Consider the following 17,980-nt stretch of genomic DNA (forward strand, 5'->3'; position numbering starts at 1 on the left):
AGTCAGCCGTCGCTGAAAGCCGCGATGCCCTGGTCTCGCGCGACCTCGCCGAGCCGCCGGTCTCGGGTCCACAGCCTGGCATCAGGGGTCAGATGTGTCGCCGCGAGCAGCTGCGCGTCCCCATAGCCAATGCCCAGGCCCCACAGTCGGCGGCGTTCGACAAGCGCCATGACCTCGGCATGGGACGCTTCGACAGCGGCTGGAAGAGCCTTGAGCAGACCCAACAATCGCGCTCGGTTGGCGAGATTTCCCAGCGCCAGTTCGCCGATGACGACGGAATGGCAAAGGACTTGCCCGCTGTTCAGCAGGCTCTCAACCCCCGCGTCTCCGTTTCGCAGGTGACCGACCCAAACGGAAGTGTCGAGCAGGATCATTCGGCCGCTGGTCGCCGACGTGGCGGCGCCTCCAGCTCCGGCTCGCTGCCGCCCAATCGCGCCAGGCGCCGCGCGCTTTCCCGCTCGATCAGGGCGGTAAGCGCCGCCCGCAACAGAGGCGCGGCATCCTTCAGGCCGGACATTTCCCGCGCCCGGGCCATCAGATCATCATCAAGGGCGACGGTCGTTCGCATGGCAATTCCTCTTCGGCACGAATTATAGCATCAATCGATGCGTCACGCCATGCGCGCATCTATCCGCTGACCTCGCCGTTTCTGACGCGTATAGATCGCCTACGTCTGACCACACGAGTCTCCGCTCAATGCCCTTTATTCCGCGCTCCGACCTCGTCCCCAACACCGTCGCCTACGAGACCGAACCCCTGGTCAAGGCGACCGGCTTTCGCGAGTACGACGCCCGCTGGCTGTTCGGCCCGGACATCAACCTGCTCGGCATCCAGGCGCTGGGCCTTGGCCTCGGAACCTACATCCAGTCGCTCGGCCACAGCCGCATCGTCGTCGGCCACGACTTCCGCAGCTATTCCCTGACCATCAAGCAGGCCCTCAGCCTCGGCCTCATCGAAGCCGGCTGCGAGGTGCTCGACATCGGCCTGGCCCTGTCGCCGACCGCCTATTACGCCCAGTTCGACCTCGAGGCGCCGTGCGTCGCCATGGTCACCGCCAGCCACAACGAGAACGGCTGGACCGGGGTCAAGATGGGCGCCGCCCGGCCCCTGACCTTCGGCCCCGACGAGATGGGCGCCCTGAAGGACATCGTGCTTGGCGCGAAGTTCAAACCGCGCGCCGGCGGCAAGCTGACCCGCATTGAGGGCATGCACGAACGCTACATCGCCGACGTCTCCCGCCGCGCCAGCATCACCCGCCCGCTGAAGGTCGTCGCCGCCTGCGGCAACGGCACGGCCGGCGCCTTCGTGCCCGACGCCCTGCGCCGCATGGGCGTGGCCGTGGTCTACGAGATGGACTGCGAGCTCGACTGGACCTTCCCCAAGTACAATCCCAATCCCGAAGACCACGAGATGCTCCATGAGATGAGCAAGGCCGTGAAGGAGTTCGGGGCCGATCTCGCGCTGGGCTTCGACGGCGACGGCGACCGCTGCGGCGTGGTCGACGACACGGGGGAAGAGATTTTCGCCGACAAGATCGGCCTGATGCTGGCCCGCGACCTCGCGCCCCTCAACCCGAACGCCACCTTCGTCGTCGATGTGAAGTCGACCGGCCTCTACGCCACCGACCCCATCCTCGAGGCCAACGGCGCCACCACCGTCTACTGGAAGACCGGCCACAGCTACATCAAGCGCAAGTCGGCGGAACTGGGCGCCCTGGCCGGCTTCGAAAAGAGCGGCCACTTCTTCCTCAACGAACCACTCGGCCGGGGCTACGACTGCGGCCTCACCGCCGCCGCCGCCATCCTGGCCATGCTCGACCGCAACCCGGACAAGAGACTCAGCGACCTGAAGAACGCCCTGCCGGTCGCCTACACGTCGCTGACCATGAGCCCCCACTGCGCCGACGAAGAAAAATACGGCGTCGTACAAAAGATGGTCGCCGAGTACGAAGATCTCGCCGCCAAGGGGGCCGAAATCCTCGGCCGCAAGATCAAGGAAGTCATCACCGTCAACGGCGTCCGCGTGGCGCTCGAAGACGGCAGCTGGATCCTGGTCCGCGCCAGCTCCAACAAGCCGGAGATCGTTGTCGTCGTGGAAAGCACCCGCTCAGCCGACGACATGCGCGACCTCTTCCGCAAGGAAATGAAACCCCGCCTCGGCAAGCACCCCCAGGTCGGCGCGTACAACCAGGAAATCTGAGGCCGCCCTGGAGGCCACCTTCTCCCGACAAGCGGGAGAAGGAAACTGGTGGCCGCTGCCAGTGCCCAAAAGCCACCCTCCCCATATCCCGCGCCGGCCCACCCTTCCGAAGGTTGCCCCCAACCCCCACGTCATGCTCAAAGCCGCCCATAAAGAGCGGCCCCACCGCCCCAGCCACGAGAACCTCCCATGCGTGTTGCGATGATCGGCACCGGCTACGTTGGCCTGGTGTCCGGAGCCTGCTTCGCCGACTTCGGCCACACCGTCTGCTGCATCGACAAGGACGCCGGCAAGATCGCGCGCCTGCACGACAACATCATGCCCATCTATGAGCCGGGCCTCGACGACCTGGTGGCCCGCAACGTCAAGGCTGGCCGCCTGTCCTTCGCCACCGAGGCCAATGACGCGGTCCGCAACGCCGATGCCGTCTTCATCGCCGTCGGCACCCCCTCGCGCCGCGGCGACGGCCACGCCGACCTCTCCTACGTCTACGCCGCCGCCGAGGAGATCGCCGGCCAGATGGACGGCTTCACCGTCATCGTCACCAAGTCGACCGTGCCCGTCGGCACCGGCGACGAGATCGAGCGCATCATCCGCGAAAAACGCCCCGACGCCGACTTCGCCGTCGTCTCCAACCCCGAGTTCCTGCGCGAAGGCGCCGCCATCGACGACTTCAAGCGGCCCGACCGCGTCGTCGTCGGCACCGATAACGACAAGGCGAAAGAGGTGATGCAGGAGCTCTACCGCCCGCTGTTCCTCAACGAGACGCCGATCGTCTTCACCGGCCGCCGCACCAGCGAGCTGATCAAGTACGCCGCCAACGCCTTCCTGGCCCTGAAGATCACCTTCATCAACGAGATCGCCGACCTCTGCGAGGCCGTCGGCGCCGACGTGCAGCAGGTGGCCAAGGGCATCGGCCTCGACAACCGCATCGGCTCCAAGTTCCTCAACGCCGGCCCCGGCTACGGCGGCAGCTGCTTTCCGAAGGACACCCTGGCCCTCGTCCGCACCGCCAGCGACGCCGGCAGCCCCATCGAGCTGGTCGAGGCCACCGTCCGCGTCAACGACCGCCGCAAGAAGGCCATGGCCAGCCGCGTCACCAAGGCGCTGGGCGCCCAGGACCTGACCGGCAAGACCATCGGCGTGCTGGGCCTGACCTTCAAACCCAACACCGACGACATGCGCGACGCCCCCAGCCTCGACATCGTCCCGGCCCTGCAGGCGCTCGGCGCCACCGTCCAGGCCTACGACCCCGAGGGCCACGAAGCCCGCCAGATGCTCCGCGACGTCGACTTCAAGGACGGCCCCTACGATGCGGTGGAGGGCGCCGACGCCGTCGTCATCATCACCGAATGGGACGAGTTCCGGGCCCTCGACCTCGACCGCGTCAAGCTGCTCATGCACGCCCCCGTCGTCGTCGACCTGCGCAACATCTACCGCCCCGACGAAATGCGCCGGCGCGGGTTCGAGTATTCTAGCATCGGGCGAAGCTGACCTCCGCTTTGAGCGGATGAATATGTCTAGACATATTCATGTTGGGCAGAGGGGACACATTGAATTGCCGCCCGCCGACGGCGCAAGCCACGCGCCGCCGCCGCGGGGCAATTCAATGTGTCCCGTTTCCAGCGCCGAAACGCCCTGCCTTCACCCGACCTGGACCCGGCCAATACCATACCTCACCCCCAACACTTTCCATACCCCACCACAACCCTTTTCCGCCCCCAACCACACCCTTTCCGACTGTTTTTATTCACTTTTTTCACAACACTTCCCTTTGCCGCCCGACAATCCCCTATAATAGGAAACCGCTTCGATAAGCCCCCGGGGTTCGAGGCCCCTTTTTCCAGTGAGCCTCGCCCGTGCCCCCCGCCCCGCCCACCCGCTTCCCCGCCTACCTGTTCGCCCACGGCGCCTGGTTCCTCGCCTTCGGGGTGCAGCTGGTGCTGTTCCCCTATCTGGTCCGCGTCGTGCTGCAGGAGGACGAGATCCGCTTCGGCCTGGCCCAGATGTGCCTGCAGCTGCCGACCACCCTGCTGATCCTCGTCGGCGGCTTCACCGCCGACCGCATTCCGCCCCGCCGCATCGTCGCCATCGCCTGCGCGATCAGCGTCCTGACCTTCACCGCCCTTGGCCTGATGGTGATGAGCGGCCGGCTGACCTACGGCCTGGTCATCGTCTACGCCCTGTCGGTGGGGACCATCGGCGCCTTCGCCATCCCCGCCCGCGACAGCCTGCTCAGCCTCGTCGCCCCCGGCGACGACGCCCGCTCGGTGCACCGGGCCGTCAACTTCGCCTCCCTGGCCCAGTTCGGGGCCCAGATTCTCGGCATGGCCTACGCCACCCTGGCCCCCTTCGTCGGCGTCGGCCGCATGCTGCTCAGCCTGGCCGGGCTGATGGCCGCCGCCAGCGTCGCGGCGGTCTCCCTGCGCCCGCGCCCGGCCCATGTCGCCGAGCGGGGCGACGGCCATCTGGTCGCCCGCATGGCCGCCGACATCGCCGGCGGGGTCCGGGCCGCCTTCGCCTCGCCGATCATCGCCCCGACCGTCGTCTGCGCCCTGTTCGTCGGCATCTGCTTCATGGGCAGCTTCTTTGTCCTGCTGCCGCTGATCGTGCAGAGCTACTTCCCGCCGGGCGATCCGGACCCGACCCACATCGCCACGGCGCTGGCCGCCTTCAGCCTCTGCTTCTGGATCGGCTCGCTGATCTCGGCCCTGACCCTGACCCGCATCGGCCACCTGCGCCGCAAGGGCCTCGTCTATATGGCGGCGCTGACGACCGGCGGCCTGGTGCTGATCGGCTGTTCGATCAAGATGCCCTTCCCCGCCCTCTGCGTGCTCAACTTCGTCTGGGGCCTGGGCGGCGGCGTCGCCATGACCCTCGGCCGCGGCCTGGTCCAGCAGTACGCGCCGGCGGTCAGCCGCGGCCGCATCCTGTCGGTCTTCACCCTCGGCCTGATGGGCGGCGGACCGCTGGGCGCCCTGGCCTACGGCTTCCTGGCCAAGGCGGTCGGGCCGCACACCGCCATTCTCGTCCCCGGCCTGCTGATGCTCGGCCTGGTCAGCGCCGTCTTCACCTTCTCGCCGCTGCGCCACCTCGATGAGGATGCTCCGGTAGACGCCTGACCAGACTCCGGCGACTGTCACCGCCTCACGGGAGCCACCGCATGTCCCTCTGGCCGCTGATCGGCATCGCCGTCGTCGTCGTCGGCTTCGTCCTGCGCTTCAATCCGCTGCTGGTGGTGGTCGCCGCCGCCCTGGCGACCGGCATCGCCTTCGGCCTCTCGACCGGCCTCGCCCCCCTGCCCGCCGCCATCAAGACCCTCGAGACCTTCGGCAAGGCCTTCAACGACAACCGCTACATCACCCTGACCTGGATGATCCTGCCGGTCATCGGCCTGCTCGAACGGGCCGGCCTCCAGGAAAAGGCCCGCGACCTCGTCGCCGCCATCAAGGGCGCCACCACCGGCCGCCTGCTGATCCTCTATCTGCTGGCCCGCCAGGTCACCTCGGCCGCCGGCCTGACCTCGCTCGGCGGCCATCCGCAGATGGTCCGCCCGCTGATCGCCCCGATGGCCGAGGGCGCCGCCGAGGCCCGGCACGGCCCGCTGACGCAAGCCGTCCGCATGCGCGTCCGGGCCATGAGCGCCGCCACCGACAACATCGGCCTGTTCTTCGGCGAGGACATCTTCTTCGCCATCGCCTCCATCCTGCTGATCAAGGGCTTCCTCGAGCAGAACGGCATCATGGTCGAGCCGCTGGCCCTGTCGGTCTGGGCCATCCCGACCGCCCTCTTGGCCTTCGTCATCCACGGCGTGCGCCTCTGGCGCCTCGACGCCCAGGTCGCCAGACTCAACGAGCCGGAGCCCGGCCAATGATCGGCCTCCCTGTCCTCTACATCATCGGCGGAGTCTTCTTCGCCGCCATGGCCCTGCTCGGCGCCTTCGACGCCGACAACCCCAAGCGCTGGGGCAACCTCGCCTTCTGGGGCCTGCTGGCCGTCAGCTTCCTGTTCGGCGACCACATCGGCGACCTCGCCAACGGCATCCTCGTCCTCGCCCTCGCCGGCCTGGCGGGTCTGAGCGCCCTCGGCCCGGGCAAGCCCAACACCACCACCCCGGAGGCGCGCCGCGAAAGCGCCGCCCGCCTCGGCGCCAAGCTGTTCATCCCGGCCCTGGTCATCCCGCTGGTCACCCTCGCCGGCACCTTCCTCTTCAAGGGCTGGAAGATCGGCGCCTGGGTTGTGGAGGCCCTGGCCATCGACGGAACGCCCGTGGTCGACCCCAAGCAGGCGACCCTCGTCTCCCTGATCCTCGGCATCCTCTGCGGCCTTGTCATCGCCGTGATCATGATCCGGCCCCGGCCCACCGTCCCCGCCCAGGAAGGCCGCCGCCTGCTCGACACCGTCGGCTGGGCCGCCCTGCTGCCCCAGACTCTCGCGGCCCTCGGGGCCGTCTTCGCCGCCGCCGGCGTCGGCCAGATCATCGGCCAGTTCGCCGGAGCCAGCCTGCCCAGCAGCGGCCCGGCCGGGGCCCTCCTCGCCGTCGTCGCCTACACCTTCGGCATGGCCATCTTCACCATCATCATGGGCAACGCCTTCGCCGCCTTCCCGGTGATGACGGCCGGCATCGGCCTGCCGCTGATCGTCGGGACCTTCAAGGGCGACCCGGTCATCATGGCCGCCGTCGGCATGCTCTCGGGCTTCTGCGGCACGCTGATGACCCCCATGGCCGCCAACTTCAACATCGTGCCCGCCGCCCTGCTGGACCTCACCGACCGCTACGGCGTTATCAAGGCCCAGATCCCCACGGCCCTGCTCCTGCTGATCGCCAACACGGTGCTGATGTATGTCTTCGTCTACTGAACTGACGGCGGAAACCGCCTCCCGCTTCGCCGCCATCGCCCTCGGCCACGTACGCCAGCCCTGGCCGCACAAGGCCGACCATGTGTTCATGAGCGCCGCCGACGTCGCGCCGCATCAGCAGTTCCACCCGATCTTCTTCGGCAGCTACGACTGGCACAGCTGCGTCCACGGCTACTGGACCCTGGCCACCCTGCTGCGCCTCTATCCGGATATGCCGCAGGCGCCCGCCATCCGCGCCCTGTTCGACGACGCCTTCACCCCGGCCAAGGTCGCCGTCGAGACCGCCTACCTCTCCCGCCCCGGCTCACGCGGCTTCGAACGCCCCTACGGCTGGGGCTGGCTGCTGATGCTGCAGGCCGAACTGCTGCGCCACGACGACGACTGGTTCGCCCACCTGCGCCCCCTGGCCGACGGCTTCGTCCGCCGGTTCCAAGACTACATCCCCCTCGCCACCTATCCGGTCCGCACCGGCGTTCATTCCAGCACCGCTTTCGCCATCACCCTGGCCCTGGAATACGCCGAGGACGTCGAGGACCACGACCTCTCGTCCCTGCTCAAGGCCGCCCTGCGCCGCTGGCACCTCGACGACGCCGACTGCCAGGCCTGGGAGCCGTCGGGCGAGGACTTCCTCTCCCCGGCCCTGATGGAGGCCGAGGCCATGCGCCACGTGCTGGGCGCCGACTTCCCCGCCTGGTTCGACCGCTTCCTGCCCCGCGCGGCCGAACGCCTGCCCGCCACCCTGTTCACGCCCGCCACCGTCAGTGACCGCACCGACGGCAAGATCGCCCACCTCGACGGTTTGAACCTGTCGCGCGCCTGGTGCTGGCGGAACATCGCCGCAGCCCTGCCCGAAGGCCACCCGGCCAGGCCGGTCGCCCGCGACGCCGCCACCCGCCACTTGGCCAGCGCGCTCGACCACGTCGCCGGCGACTACATGGGCGAGCACTGGCTGGCGAGTTTCGCGCTGCTGGCGTTGCGGCCCTGACAGTTCCTCCTCCGGCGCGGAGCGACGGGGGAGGGGGACCGCGCCCGCAGGGCGTGGTGGAGGGGGCAGCGCCGGCTTTTCAGGAAAACGAGCGTTCTGGCGCGGTCGCCACGACAGCATTCAGGGTCAACCCGATCCGCCGGCGCTGCCCCCTCCACCACCGCCTTCGGCGGCGGTCCCCCTCCCCCGTCAGGCCTACGGCCTGCCGAAGGAGGATTTTACCCCCCCGCCACCCGCACCGCGTCCGAGATTTCGCCGACCAGCTGCGCCACCAGCGCCTCGTCGTCGCCCTCGGCCATCACCCGGATCAGCGGCTCCGTCCCGGAAGCCCGCACCAGCACCCGGCCGGACCCGTTCAGCTTCGCCTCGGCCGCCGAGATCGCACTCTTCACCTTGTCGCTGTCCAGCGGCTTGGCGCCCTTGCTGAACCGCACGTTCTCCAGCAGCTGCGGCACCGGCTCGAACTGCCGGGCCAGCGCGCTCATCGGCTGCTCGGTCTGGATCATCACCGCCACCACCTGCAGCGCCGCGATCAGCCCGTCGCCCGTGGTCGAAAAGTCCGACAGGATCACATGCCCCGACTGCTCGCCGCCCAGGTTGAAGCCGCCCGACCGCATCCGCTCCATGACATAGCGGTCGCCAACCCCGGTCCGCTCCAGCGTCAGCCCCTTGCCCTGCATGAACCGCTCGAGCCCCAGGTTGCTCATCACCGTGGCGACGATGCCGCCCCCGGCCAGCTTCTCGTCCTTCGCCCAGGCCCCGGCGACGATGGCCATGATCTGGTCGCCATCGACGACCACGCCGTTCTCGTCGCAGATGGTCACCCGGTCGGCGTCGCCGTCCAGGGCGATGCCGATGTCGGCCCGGTATTCCTTGACCGCCGCGCTCATCGTCGCCGGATGGGTCGAGCCGCACAGGTCGTTGATGTTGAAGCCGTTCGGCTCCACCCCGATCTCGATGACCTCGGCGCCCAGCTCATGCAGCACCAGCGGCGCCACCTTGTAGGCCGCCCCATTGGCGCAATCGACGACGATGCGCAGGCCATTGAGGTTCATGCTCTTGGGGAAGGTCGCCTTGGCGATCTCGACGTAGCGCGCCTGCGCATCATCGATCCGCCGCACCCGGCCCAGTTCCGTCGGACCGACCAGGCCTTCCTGCAGCCCCTCGTCCATGTGTTTCTCGATCTCCGCCTCGCGGGCGTCCGACAGCTTGTAGCCGTCCGGCCCGAACAGCTTGATGCCGTTGTCGGAAAAGGCGTTGTGGCTGGCGCTGATCATGACGCCGAGGTCGGCCCGCATCGAGCGGGTCATCATCGCCACCCCCGGCGTCGGCAGCGGCCCGAACAGCCGCACGTCCATGCCCATGCTGGTGAACCCGGCCACGAGCGCCGGCTCGATCATGTAGCCCGACAGGCGGGTGTCCTTGCCGATGACCACCAGGTGGCGCCGGTCGGCCTCGGTGCGGAACAGCTTGCCCGCCGCCAGGCCGACCCGCAGGGCCACCTCCGCCGTCATCGGATGGCTGTTGGCGCGACCGCGAATGCCGTCGGTGCCGAAATAGGAGCGTTTGGCCATAAGTCCCTCTTGTCGACGCGGTTTTGCATCCGCCGACGCCGTTCGCCAACAAACATTTGGCGACGCCTTGTTTCGTAGCCGAAAGTCTTAACGCAACAGTCTGCAACGCATTTTCATGCCCCGCTTGCGCCGGGCGGTGCTAATGGCGCCTTAGCTTACTCGTTGACTACAGGACGGTCCCCAGCATGTGCGGCATCATCGGCATTGTCGGCAAGAGCTCCGTCTCAGAGCGCCTGATCGAGAGCCTCAAGCGGCTCGAGTACCGCGGCTATGACTCGGCCGGCATCGCCGGCGTCGTCGGGAGCGGCGTCGAACGCCGCCGCGCCAAGGGCAAGATCAAGGCTCTGGAAGAAGTGCTGGCCGCCGAGCCCCTGACCGCCACCGTCGGCATTGGCCACACCCGCTGGGCCACCCACGGCGTCCCCAACGTGCCCAACGCCCACCCGCACAAGGCCGGCAAGGTCACCCTGGTCCATAACGGCATCATCGAGAACTTCGCCGAACTGAAGGCCGAGCTGCAGGCCACGGGGCGCATCTTCGAAAGCGAAACCGACACCGAGGTCATCGCCCAGCTGATCGACAGCCGCATCGCCGCCGGCGACGCGCCGCTGGTCGCCCTGAAGTCCACGCTGGACCGCCTGACCGGCGCCTTTGCCCTGGCCGTGCTGATCGAGGGCCATGACCGCCTGGTTCTCGGCGCCCGGCGCGGCAGCCCCCTGGTGGTCGGCGAGGGGGATGGCGAGATGTTCCTGGGCAGCGACGCCCTGGCCGTCGGCCCCTTCACCAACAGGATCATCTATCTGGAAGAAGGCGATTTCGTCGCCATCGACGACGATTCCTCGCGCATCTTCGACGCCGACGGCAACGCCGTCTCCCGCCCCGTGAAGCTGGTCAGCGCCTCGGCCGCCCTGGTCGAAAAGGGCAACCACCGCCACTTCATGGTCAAGGAAATCTACGAACAGCCCGACGCCTGCCAGCATACCCTGACCGCCTACCTCGACGCCGTCAGCGGCACAGTGAAGGCCCCCGGCGACTTCGACTTCAAGGCCGTCGAGCGCGTCCAGATCGTCGCCTGCGGCACCGCCTTCTACGCGGCCTCCATCGCCCGCTACACCTTCGAGCGCCTGGCCGGCCTGCCCTGCGACGTCGAGATCGCCTCGGAGTTCCGCTACCGCGAACCGGCCGTGACGCCGGGCACGCTGGCCATCGCCGTCAGCCAGTCGGGCGAGACCGCCGACACCCTTGCCGCCCTGCGCTGGTGCCAGTCGAAGGGCTTGAAGACCGCCGCCATCGTCAACAGCCATGAGAGCACCATGGCCCGCGAGGCCGACGTCCTCTGGCCGACCCACGCCGGTCCGGAGATCGGGGTCGCCTCGACCAAGGCCTTCACCAGCCAGGTCACCGCCCTGCTCGCGCTCGCCGTCGCCGCCGCCGCCGCCCGTGGCCGCATCACCGAGGACCAGGAACACCACCTCGCCCGCGTCCTGCTGGAAGCCCCGCGCCTGGTCGGCGAATCCCTCGACGTCGAGGCCGCCGTCACTGCCCTGGCCCCCAAGATCGCCCGGGCCCGCGACGTGCTCTATCTCGGCCGCGGCCCGATGGCCCCGCTGGCCTACGAAGGCGCCCTGAAGCTCAAGGAAATCAGCTACATCCACGCCGAGGGCTATGCGGCGGGCGAACTCAAGCACGGCCCCATAGCGCTCGTCGACGAGCACACCCCGATCATCATCATCGCCCCCTCGGACGCCCTGTTCGAGAAGACGGTCAGCAACATGAGCGAGGTTGTCGCCCGCGGCGGCCATGTGATCATGATCACCGACGAGGCCGGCGCCCGCCACGCCCCGGAAGGCGCGGACGTCATCATCGCCCCGACCTGCGACCCCCTGATCGCCCCCCTGGTCTTCGCCGCCCCGATCCAGCTGCTGGCCTACCACGTGGCCGTCCAGAAGGGCGCCGACGTCGACCAGCCGCGCAATCTCGCGAAATCGGTGACGGTGGAATAGGCCAACAGGCCCCACCTCAACACCGATCATCCCGACGAAAGTCGGGACCCAGTGTCCACCGACGTTGCAGGCTCAGGCGCTCATCAGCGCTGAACCTTTTGCCGCCTGCCAGCTGGGCCCCGACTTTCGTCGGGGTAGTCGGATAGTAGGGTTACTTACCCTAGCTCGGCGGCATCGGCCTGGTCTGGTCCCCCTCGCCCGGAGCAGGTGCGACCACGTCCGGCGGGACCCTGGTCGGATCGGTGGGATCGGGCGCGGACATCGGTGGCGCGGGCGTCGCGTCGGTCGGCGGCGGCGGACCATCAGTCGGCGGCGCTGCCGGCGAGGTCGTGGTTTCGGCCGCCGCCGGCGCCTCGCTCCCCGGTTTGCCGCAGGCCATCAGGGCCAGGGTGGTCCCGGCCGCGACGGCGATGGTCAGGAAGGTTTTCATGGGCGGGCCTCCAGCGCGTGAACTTGTGATGCTCCCAGAACCACCACCCATTCCGGGCGTTCCGTCCCGGCTGGAATTGTGATCGTCGTTCGGATACCTGATCTCCCATGAAACCTGTCCGCAAAGCCGTCCTTCCGGTCGCGGGCCTGGGCACGCGCGTGCTGCCCGGCGCCAAGACGACGCCCAAGGAAATGCTCAACATCGTCGATCGGCCGATCCTCAGCTACATCATCGCCGAGGGCCGCGCGGCGGGCATCGAGCACTTCGTCTTCGTCACCGGACGCGGCAAGCAGGCCATCGAGGACTATTTCGACCACCACGTCGAAATGGAGGCCCAGCTGGCCGCCAAGGGCAAGACCGACATTCTCGAGGCTGTCCTCGCCGACCTGCCCCGGCCCGGCGAGATGAGCTTCGTGCGCCAGATGTCGCCCCAGGGCCTTGGACACGCCGTCTGGTGCGCCCGCGACATCATCGGCGACGAGCCCTTCGCCGTCATGCTGCCCGACATGCTGATGCACGCGCCGGTCGCCCCGCTGAAGCAGGCGATGGACGCCTACAACCAGGTCGGGGGCAACATCGTCGTCGTCGAGCCGGCCCCGGAAGGCGAGACCCACAAGTACGGCATCGTCGCGCTGGACGGCCGCGAAGGCCGCCTCAACCGCATGACCGGCATGGTCGAGAAACCGCCGCTGGGAACCGAGCCCTCCAACCTGTTCATCTCCGGCCGCTACATCCTGCAGCCGGAAATCTTCAGCCTGCTGGCCGACCAGGGCAAGGGCGCCGGCGGCGAGATCCAGCTGACCGACGCCATGGTCCGGCTGATGGCGCTGGAGCCCTTCCACGCCCTGGAATACGAGGGCGTCACCTACGATTGCGGCGACAAGATCGGCCTGCTGCGGGCCAACGTCGCCTATGCGCTGCAACACCCGGAACTGGGCGCGGCGGCCCGGGAGGCCGTGACGGCGCTGCTGTAGGCGGATCGGGTGAACCGCCTCCTCATCTTCGGCTTCGGCTACACGGGCCGCGTCTTCGCCGCCCGCATGCAGGCCGCCGGCTGGGAGGTCTGGGCGGCCGTCCGTTCGGAGGCCTCGGCCGAGGAGGCCCGCGCCGCCGGCGTCACCCCCGTCGACAGTCGCGACCAGGCCGCCCTGGTCGCCGCCCCGCCGATGACCGCCATCCTGGTCACCCCGGCCCCGACCGAGCTCGGCTGCCCGGCCCTGGAAGCGCTGGTTCCGGCCATCGCCAAGGCCGGCGCCTTTCCCGACTGGATCGGCTATCTCTCGACCACCGGCGTCTATGGCGACCGCGAGGGCCGCTGGTGCTTCGAGACCACCCCCCTGCACGCCCGCAGCATCGAGGCTGGCCGCCGCGTCGCCGCCGAGCGTGACTGGCTGGAGGTCGGGCGCGGCATGGGGCTGACGGTGCAGATCTTCCGCCTGCCCGGCATCTACGGCCCGGGCCGCTCGCCGCTTGAGCGGCTGCGCGAGCGCACGGTGCGCAACATCGTCAAGCCGGGCCAGGTGTTCAGCCGCATCCATGTGGAAGACATCGCCGGCGCCCTGGCCGCCTCCATCGCCCGACCGCGCGCCGGCGGAATCTACAACGTGGTCGATGACGTGCCGGCCCCCACCCATGTGGTCAACGCCTGGGCCGCCGCCCTGATGGGCCAGGCCCCGCCACCGGAAATTCCCTACGACGAAGCCGGGATGCCGGCTCCCGCCCGCCGCTTCTGGGCCGAGAACAAGCGCGTCTCCAACGCCCGGGCCAAGGCCGAACTCGGCTGGCGGCCGATCTACCCTTCCTATCGCGAGGGCCTGGCCGCTATCCTCTCCCAAAAATAGGGGATGAGCATGAGCAAGGCGCTGGTTCTGGGTGGCGGCGGTCCGGTGGGGATCGCCTGGGAGACGGGCCTGCTGGCCGGGCTGGCCGACGGCGGGGTCGATGTCTCCGACGCCGACTGGATTCTCGGCACCTCGGCCGGCTCCTTCGTCGGGGCCCATCTCGCCCTGACCCGCGACCCGGCCGCCATGCTGCGCGCCGAATTCGCCGCCGCCGACCAGATCAAGGAGGCCGCCCCGACCGGCCGCCCCGCCCCCGACCTGACGCCGCTGATGAGCGTCATGATGAGCAAGCCGCCCGGCGAGCCGCTGGCCGTCGAGGGCCGCCTTAAACTGGCGAAGATGGCGCTGGACGCCCAGACCCCGTCGGAAGAGGCCTTCATCACCGGCTTCGGCCCGCTGGCCGAGCACGAGGGTCCCTGGCCCACCGGCTACGCCTGCACGGCCGTGGACACCGCCGACGGCGAACTCGTCATCTGGGATGGCGACAAGGCCGCGCCGCTGATCCGCGCCATCGCCTCCAGCTGTTCGGTGCCGACCATCTTCCCGCCGATCACCATCGAGGGCCGCCGCTACATCGACGGCGGCATGCGCTCCGGCACCAACGCCGACCTCGCCAAGGCCTACGGCAAGGTCCTGCTGGTCGCCGTCGCCCCGCCCGCCTTCCTGCCCTTCATGCAGCCCGGCCTCGACGCCGAACTGGACCAGGTCCGCGCGGCGGGCGGTGAGGCCGCCCTAATCGTTCCCGACGCCGGCAGCGGGGAAGCCTTTGGTCCCAACCTGATGGACGGCTCACGGCGCGGCGACATCGCCCGCGCCGGCCACGCCCAGGGTCTGGCCGAGGCGGAGCGGATCAAGGCGTTCTGGGCATGAACGGCAGTCGCTCCCCCTCAGGGGGAGCTGTCGGCGAAGCCGACTGAGGGGGGTCAAGGGTCGACGACATCGCGCAGGTGTCATTCTTCGACGACGGTGACCCCCACCACCACGCGCGTATTCGCGCGTGGTCCCCCGCCCCCTGGGGGGCGGAACTGCGCTTTACCCGGCCAGCTCTTCCACCGCCCCAATCAGCCGCGCGATGTCCTGCGGCCTCGACAGCCGGTGGTCGCCGTCCTTGATCAGCGTGAAGACCACGTCCTCGCCCTTGATCGCCTGGGCCAGCGCCAGCGCATGCGCCCACGGCACGTCCGGGTCCTCGGCGCCCTGCAGGATGCGCACCGGGACCTCGATGGGCACGGGCCCGGGCAGGATCGACCAGCGGGCGCCGTCTTCCAGCAGACCGCGGGTGATCGGATAGCCGCCTTCGTCATAGAGGCTGGGCCGGATCCACTCGCCCGTCGCGGCCAGGGCGGCGTGGGCCTCGGGCGGAAAGCCCGGCGCCATCAGCTTTTCGGTGAAGTCGGCGGCCGGGGCGATCAGCACCATGCCGGCCAGGCGTTCGGCCCGCACCGCGCCGACCAGGCAGCTGATCCAGCCGCCCATCGAGGAGCCGACCAGGATCAGCGGACCATCGGTAAGCTGGTCGATCACGGCCAGCGAGTCCTCGCGCCAACGGCTGATCGTCCCGTCCCGGAACGCCCCGCTCGATTCGCCGTGGCCCAGGTAGTCGAAGCGCACGAAGGCCCGGTCCTTCGCCATCGCCCAGTCGGCCAGCGCCTGGGCCTTGGTCCCGGCCATGTCGGACATGAAGCCGCCCAGCCAGACCACCGTCGGCCCCTGCCCGGCAACGGCTTTCCAGGCCAGGCGTTCGCCGTCTTCACGCTCCAGAAATCCGCTGGTCTCGGTCATGGCGCCGGGCTCCTGATTGGCCTATCTACGCTCCCTAACCCCATTCCGCGTCCTGAAGGAAGTAACCGCCGCCTTGGCCAACCTGCCCCCGGATTTTGCGCTGCTGCAGGTGGTCCCCGAACTCGAGACCGGCGGCGCCGAGCAGACCGCCATCGACATCGCCCAGGCCGTGGTGAACGCCGGCGGCCGGGCCTATGTGGCGACACGCGGCGGAAGGATGGCCTCGCGCCTGGAAGCCGACGGCGGGCGCCTGGTTCTGATGCCGGCGCACAGCAAGAATCCGCTGGTGATGATGGGCAACGCCGCCCGGCTGATCGACCTGATCCGCAAGGAGAAGATCAGCATCGTCCATGCCCGCAGCCGCGCCCCGGCCTTCAGCGCCCTGTGGGCGGCGCACGCGACCAGGGTCCCCTTCGTCGCCACCTACCACGGCATCTACAACGCCAGGTCGGGCCTCAAGCGCTGGTACAATGCGGTGATGACCCGGGGCGATCTCGTCATCGCCAACAGCGACTACACCCGCGACCACGTCATCGCCGCCCATGACGCGGCCCCGGACAAGGTCATCTCCATCCCGCGCGGCGTCGATCTGGCCCGCTTCGATCCGCGCAAGGTCACCGCCGCCCGGGTGCAGGCCCTGCGCGACCTCTGGAACCTCGGCAAGGCCGATGGCCGCACCGTCTTCGTGCTCGGCGGCCGCATCACCCGGCTGAAGGGTCACAGGACCATCGTCGACGCCGCCGCCCGGCTGAAGGCGGAAGGCCGCACAGACTTCCTGATCCTCTTCGTCGGCGACGACCAGGGCCGCACTGACTACCGCCAGGAAGTGGAAGACGCGATCAGCGCCGGCGGCCTGAGCGACAACATCAAGCTGGTCGGCCATTGCGACGACATGCCGGCCGCCTATCGCCTGGCCGACTTCGCCCTGCTGCCCTCGACCCAGCCGGAAAGCTTCGGCCGCACCGCCGTCGAGCCCCAGGCCATGGGCCGACCGGTGCTGGTCAGCGACCATGGCGGGGCCCGCGAGACCGTCGTCGAGGGCGAGACCGGCTGGCGTCTTCCGGTCGGCGACGCCGAAGCCTGGGCCAGGGGCCTCAGCCAGGCCATGGACACGGACGCCACCCGCCGCCGGACCATGGGCGATGCCGGCCAGGCCCGCGCCAAAAAACTCTACTCGGTTGAAGCCATGTGCGAAGCCACGCTCGCCGTCTATGCTCGCATTCTGGAGAGTCGGGCCTGATGGCGAGTTTCGAGAAGATCCTGGTCGTACAGGCCGGGACCATCGGCGAATTTGTGCTGTCCCTGGCCGCCATGCGGCGCATCAGGGCCGCCCACCCGCGCGCGCGCATCACCCTGCTGACCATCCCCGCCTTCGAGGCGTTGGCCAAGACCAGCCCCTATTTCAACGACGTCGACACGAACGGCGCGCCCGGCAATCCCGGCGAATGGCTGGCCCTGCGCAAGTCGATCAAGGCCGCCAAATACGCCCGGGTCTACGACCTGCAGGGCAATGCCGCCTCGGCCTCGCTGTTCAACATGCTGCGGCCCTTCCCGCCGCCCTGGTCGGGCCCGGTAGCCGGCGCCAAGTTCCGCCACCGCAACCCCAACCGCGAGCGGATGCACATCCTCGAGCGCCAGGCCGAGCAGCTGCAGGTGGCCGGCATCTGGCCGGACGCGCCGACCGCCCCCGGCGACGCCCCCTCCCCCGACCTCTCCTGGATCATCCGCCGCGCGCCCGAGCAGCGACCGACCCCCGGCGCCCAGGCCCCGCGCCCCTTCGTGCTGCTGGTGCCAGGCGGCAACGAGAAGGCGCCGGAGAAGCGCTGGCCGATCGAGAAGTTCTCGGAACTGGCCGGCCGGCTGTTCAACGCCGGCTACGACATCGTCATCATCGGCGGACCGCAGGAAAGCGCCCTGGCCCGCACCATCCAGAAGACCGTCGGCCGGGCCCGCGACCTCACGGGGCGCACCGATTTTGCCCAGATCGCCCTGCTCGGCGCCCGCTCGGTGCTGGCGGTCGGCAACGACACCGGCCCGCTGCACCTGATCGCCGCCGCCGGGGCCCCGACCGTGGCCCTGTTCTCGGCCAACTCGGACGCCTCGGTCAGCGGCCCGCGCGGCCATGTCGCCGTGCTGCATGCGCCGAGCCTGGCGGACATGTCCGTCGATACGGTGGCCAACGCCAGCTTCTCGCTGCTGCCCCGCTAGCGGCGCCGCGGGCACAGGATTCACCGTCCGGGCCTTCGAACCCTGAACGTGACTTGCGGCGCACCGGGCTAAGGGTCATATATCCTCGCCAGGACGCG

The 17,980-nt window shown here is 69.2% G+C and carries 17 protein-coding genes; 12 read left to right on the forward strand and 5 right to left on the reverse strand.

Translation table 11 applies throughout. The features are described 5' to 3' along the window. Positions 1 to 2: 2 nt before the first annotated feature. On the reverse strand, positions 3 to 374 hold the full coding sequence (locus tag O5I81_RS15455) for a type II toxin-antitoxin system VapC family toxin (protein WP_271065753.1): 372 nt from the start codon (positions 372 to 374) through the stop codon (positions 3 to 5). Then, positions 371 to 568: a type II toxin-antitoxin system VapB family antitoxin gene (locus O5I81_RS15460; RefSeq protein ID WP_271065754.1), complete on the reverse strand. Its 198-nt coding sequence runs from the start codon at positions 566 to 568 to the stop codon at positions 371 to 373. The genes O5I81_RS15455 and O5I81_RS15460 overlap by 4 nt, the downstream gene beginning before the upstream one ends. 128 nt (positions 569 to 696) lie before the next feature. On the opposite strand from O5I81_RS15460, the gene O5I81_RS15465 reads away from it, so the two are divergent. The 6 genes from O5I81_RS15465 (at position 697) to O5I81_RS15490 (ending at position 8,044) form a co-directional block, all read left to right on the forward strand. Further along, on the forward strand, positions 697 to 2,199 hold the full coding sequence (locus tag O5I81_RS15465) for a phosphomannomutase/phosphoglucomutase (protein ID WP_271065755.1): 1,503 nt from the start codon (positions 697 to 699) through the stop codon (positions 2,197 to 2,199). 189 nt (positions 2,200 to 2,388) lie between these two features. Beyond that, positions 2,389 to 3,693 (forward strand): UDP-glucose/GDP-mannose dehydrogenase family protein, encoded by a 1,305-nt coding sequence (locus tag O5I81_RS15470; protein WP_271065756.1) that lies wholly within the window; start codon positions 2,389 to 2,391, stop codon positions 3,691 to 3,693. Positions 3,694 to 4,058: 365 nt separating this feature from the next. Beyond that, a complete protein-coding gene (locus O5I81_RS15475) occupies positions 4,059 to 5,321 on the forward strand; it encodes an MFS transporter (protein WP_271065757.1) in 1,263 nt (420 codons plus the stop codon). A gap of 41 nt (positions 5,322 to 5,362) precedes the next feature. Continuing rightward, on the forward strand, positions 5,363 to 6,073 hold the full coding sequence (locus tag O5I81_RS15480; protein WP_271065758.1) for a DUF969 domain-containing protein: 711 nt from the start codon (positions 5,363 to 5,365) through the stop codon (positions 6,071 to 6,073). Then, entirely contained in the window at positions 6,070 to 7,059 is a 990-nt protein-coding gene (locus tag O5I81_RS15485; RefSeq protein ID WP_271065759.1) for a DUF979 domain-containing protein, read from the forward strand. The genes O5I81_RS15480 and O5I81_RS15485 overlap by 4 nt, the downstream gene beginning before the upstream one ends. Beyond that, positions 7,043 to 8,044 carry a DUF2891 domain-containing protein gene (locus O5I81_RS15490; RefSeq protein ID WP_271065760.1) on the forward strand — a complete coding sequence of 334 codons (1,002 nt, stop codon included), beginning with the start codon at positions 7,043 to 7,045 and terminating at the stop codon, positions 8,042 to 8,044. Before O5I81_RS15485 ends, O5I81_RS15490 begins: the two co-directional genes overlap by 17 nt. Positions 8,045 to 8,262: 218 nt before the next feature. Here O5I81_RS15490 and glmM read toward each other — a convergent pair whose 3' ends face one another. Next, positions 8,263 to 9,618 (reverse strand): phosphoglucosamine mutase, encoded by a 1,356-nt coding sequence (gene glmM / locus O5I81_RS15495; protein WP_271065761.1) that lies wholly within the window; start codon positions 9,616 to 9,618, stop codon positions 8,263 to 8,265. Positions 9,619 to 9,803: 185 nt separating this feature from the next. On the opposite strand from glmM, the gene glmS reads away from it, so the two are divergent. Continuing rightward, positions 9,804 to 11,621 carry a glutamine--fructose-6-phosphate transaminase (isomerizing) gene (gene glmS / locus O5I81_RS15500; RefSeq protein ID WP_271065762.1) on the forward strand — a complete coding sequence of 606 codons (1,818 nt, stop codon included), beginning with the start codon at positions 9,804 to 9,806 and terminating at the stop codon, positions 11,619 to 11,621. A 160-nt stretch (positions 11,622 to 11,781) separates the two neighbouring features. On the opposite strand, the gene O5I81_RS15505 is transcribed toward glmS, so the two are convergent. Further along, the gene (locus O5I81_RS15505) at positions 11,782 to 12,051 is read right to left on the reverse strand and encodes a hypothetical protein (protein WP_271065763.1); all 270 of its coding nucleotides are present in this window, start codon (positions 12,049 to 12,051) and stop codon (positions 11,782 to 11,784) included. Between the two features lie 107 nt (positions 12,052 to 12,158). Between O5I81_RS15505 and O5I81_RS15510 the strand changes: the two genes are divergently transcribed. The 3 genes from O5I81_RS15510 (at position 12,159) to O5I81_RS15520 (ending at position 14,762) form a co-directional block, all read left to right on the forward strand. Then, positions 12,159 to 13,025 carry a UTP--glucose-1-phosphate uridylyltransferase gene (locus O5I81_RS15510; protein ID WP_271065764.1) on the forward strand — a complete coding sequence of 289 codons (867 nt, stop codon included), beginning with the start codon at positions 12,159 to 12,161 and terminating at the stop codon, positions 13,023 to 13,025. Between the two features lie 66 nt (positions 13,026 to 13,091). Then, positions 13,092 to 13,892 carry an NAD-dependent epimerase/dehydratase family protein gene (locus O5I81_RS15515; RefSeq protein WP_271069043.1) on the forward strand — a complete coding sequence of 267 codons (801 nt, stop codon included), beginning with the start codon at positions 13,092 to 13,094 and terminating at the stop codon, positions 13,890 to 13,892. Between the two features lie 9 nt (positions 13,893 to 13,901). Continuing rightward, entirely contained in the window at positions 13,902 to 14,762 is an 861-nt protein-coding gene (locus tag O5I81_RS15520; protein ID WP_271065765.1) for a patatin-like phospholipase family protein, read from the forward strand. 162 nt (positions 14,763 to 14,924) lie between these two features. Here O5I81_RS15520 and O5I81_RS15525 read toward each other — a convergent pair whose 3' ends face one another. Next, positions 14,925 to 15,674 carry an alpha/beta hydrolase gene (locus tag O5I81_RS15525; protein WP_271065766.1) on the reverse strand — a complete coding sequence of 250 codons (750 nt, stop codon included), beginning with the start codon at positions 15,672 to 15,674 and terminating at the stop codon, positions 14,925 to 14,927. Between the two features lie 73 nt (positions 15,675 to 15,747). Here O5I81_RS15525 and O5I81_RS15530 point away from each other — a divergent pair, with 73 nt between their 5' ends. After that, the gene (locus tag O5I81_RS15530) at positions 15,748 to 16,914 is read left to right on the forward strand and encodes a glycosyltransferase family 4 protein (protein ID WP_271065767.1); all 1,167 of its coding nucleotides are present in this window, start codon (positions 15,748 to 15,750) and stop codon (positions 16,912 to 16,914) included. After that, positions 16,914 to 17,882 (forward strand): glycosyltransferase family 9 protein, encoded by a 969-nt coding sequence (locus tag O5I81_RS15535; protein ID WP_271065768.1) that lies wholly within the window; start codon positions 16,914 to 16,916, stop codon positions 17,880 to 17,882. The genes O5I81_RS15530 and O5I81_RS15535 overlap by 1 nt, the downstream gene beginning before the upstream one ends. The last annotated feature ends 98 nt before the right edge of the window (positions 17,883 to 17,980 follow it).

Source organism: Caulobacter sp. NIBR1757 (assembly GCF_027912495.1).
Classification (GTDB): Bacteria; Pseudomonadota; Alphaproteobacteria; order Caulobacterales; family Caulobacteraceae; genus Caulobacter.

Excerpts from the sequence above, each read along its gene's own strand:
- O5I81_RS15455 (WP_271065753.1), bottom strand. The coding sequence starts at position 374 with ATGATCCTGCTCGACACTTCCGTTTGGGTCGGTCACCTGCGAAACGGA.
- O5I81_RS15460 (WP_271065754.1), bottom strand. The coding sequence starts at position 568 with ATGCGAACGACCGTCGCCCTTGATGATGATCTGATGGCCCGGGCGCGG.
- O5I81_RS15465 (WP_271065755.1), top strand. The coding sequence starts at position 697 with ATGCCCTTTATTCCGCGCTCCGACCTCGTCCCCAACACCGTCGCCTAC.
- O5I81_RS15470 (WP_271065756.1), top strand. The coding sequence starts at position 2,389 with ATGCGTGTTGCGATGATCGGCACCGGCTACGTTGGCCTGGTGTCCGGA.
- O5I81_RS15480 (WP_271065758.1), top strand. The coding sequence starts at position 5,363 with ATGTCCCTCTGGCCGCTGATCGGCATCGCCGTCGTCGTCGTCGGCTTC.
- O5I81_RS15485 (WP_271065759.1), top strand. The coding sequence starts at position 6,070 with ATGATCGGCCTCCCTGTCCTCTACATCATCGGCGGAGTCTTCTTCGCC.
- O5I81_RS15490 (WP_271065760.1), top strand. The coding sequence starts at position 7,043 with ATGTCTTCGTCTACTGAACTGACGGCGGAAACCGCCTCCCGCTTCGCC.
- glmM (WP_271065761.1), bottom strand. The coding sequence starts at position 9,618 with ATGGCCAAACGCTCCTATTTCGGCACCGACGGCATTCGCGGTCGCGCC.
- glmS (WP_271065762.1), top strand. The coding sequence starts at position 9,804 with ATGTGCGGCATCATCGGCATTGTCGGCAAGAGCTCCGTCTCAGAGCGC.
- O5I81_RS15505 (WP_271065763.1), bottom strand. The coding sequence starts at position 12,051 with ATGAAAACCTTCCTGACCATCGCCGTCGCGGCCGGGACCACCCTGGCC.
- O5I81_RS15510 (WP_271065764.1), top strand. The coding sequence starts at position 12,159 with ATGAAACCTGTCCGCAAAGCCGTCCTTCCGGTCGCGGGCCTGGGCACG.
- O5I81_RS15515 (WP_271069043.1), top strand. The coding sequence starts at position 13,092 with ATGCAGGCCGCCGGCTGGGAGGTCTGGGCGGCCGTCCGTTCGGAGGCC.
- O5I81_RS15520 (WP_271065765.1), top strand. The coding sequence starts at position 13,902 with ATGAGCAAGGCGCTGGTTCTGGGTGGCGGCGGTCCGGTGGGGATCGCC.
- O5I81_RS15525 (WP_271065766.1), bottom strand. The coding sequence starts at position 15,674 with ATGACCGAGACCAGCGGATTTCTGGAGCGTGAAGACGGCGAACGCCTG.
- O5I81_RS15535 (WP_271065768.1), top strand. The coding sequence starts at position 16,914 with ATGGCGAGTTTCGAGAAGATCCTGGTCGTACAGGCCGGGACCATCGGC.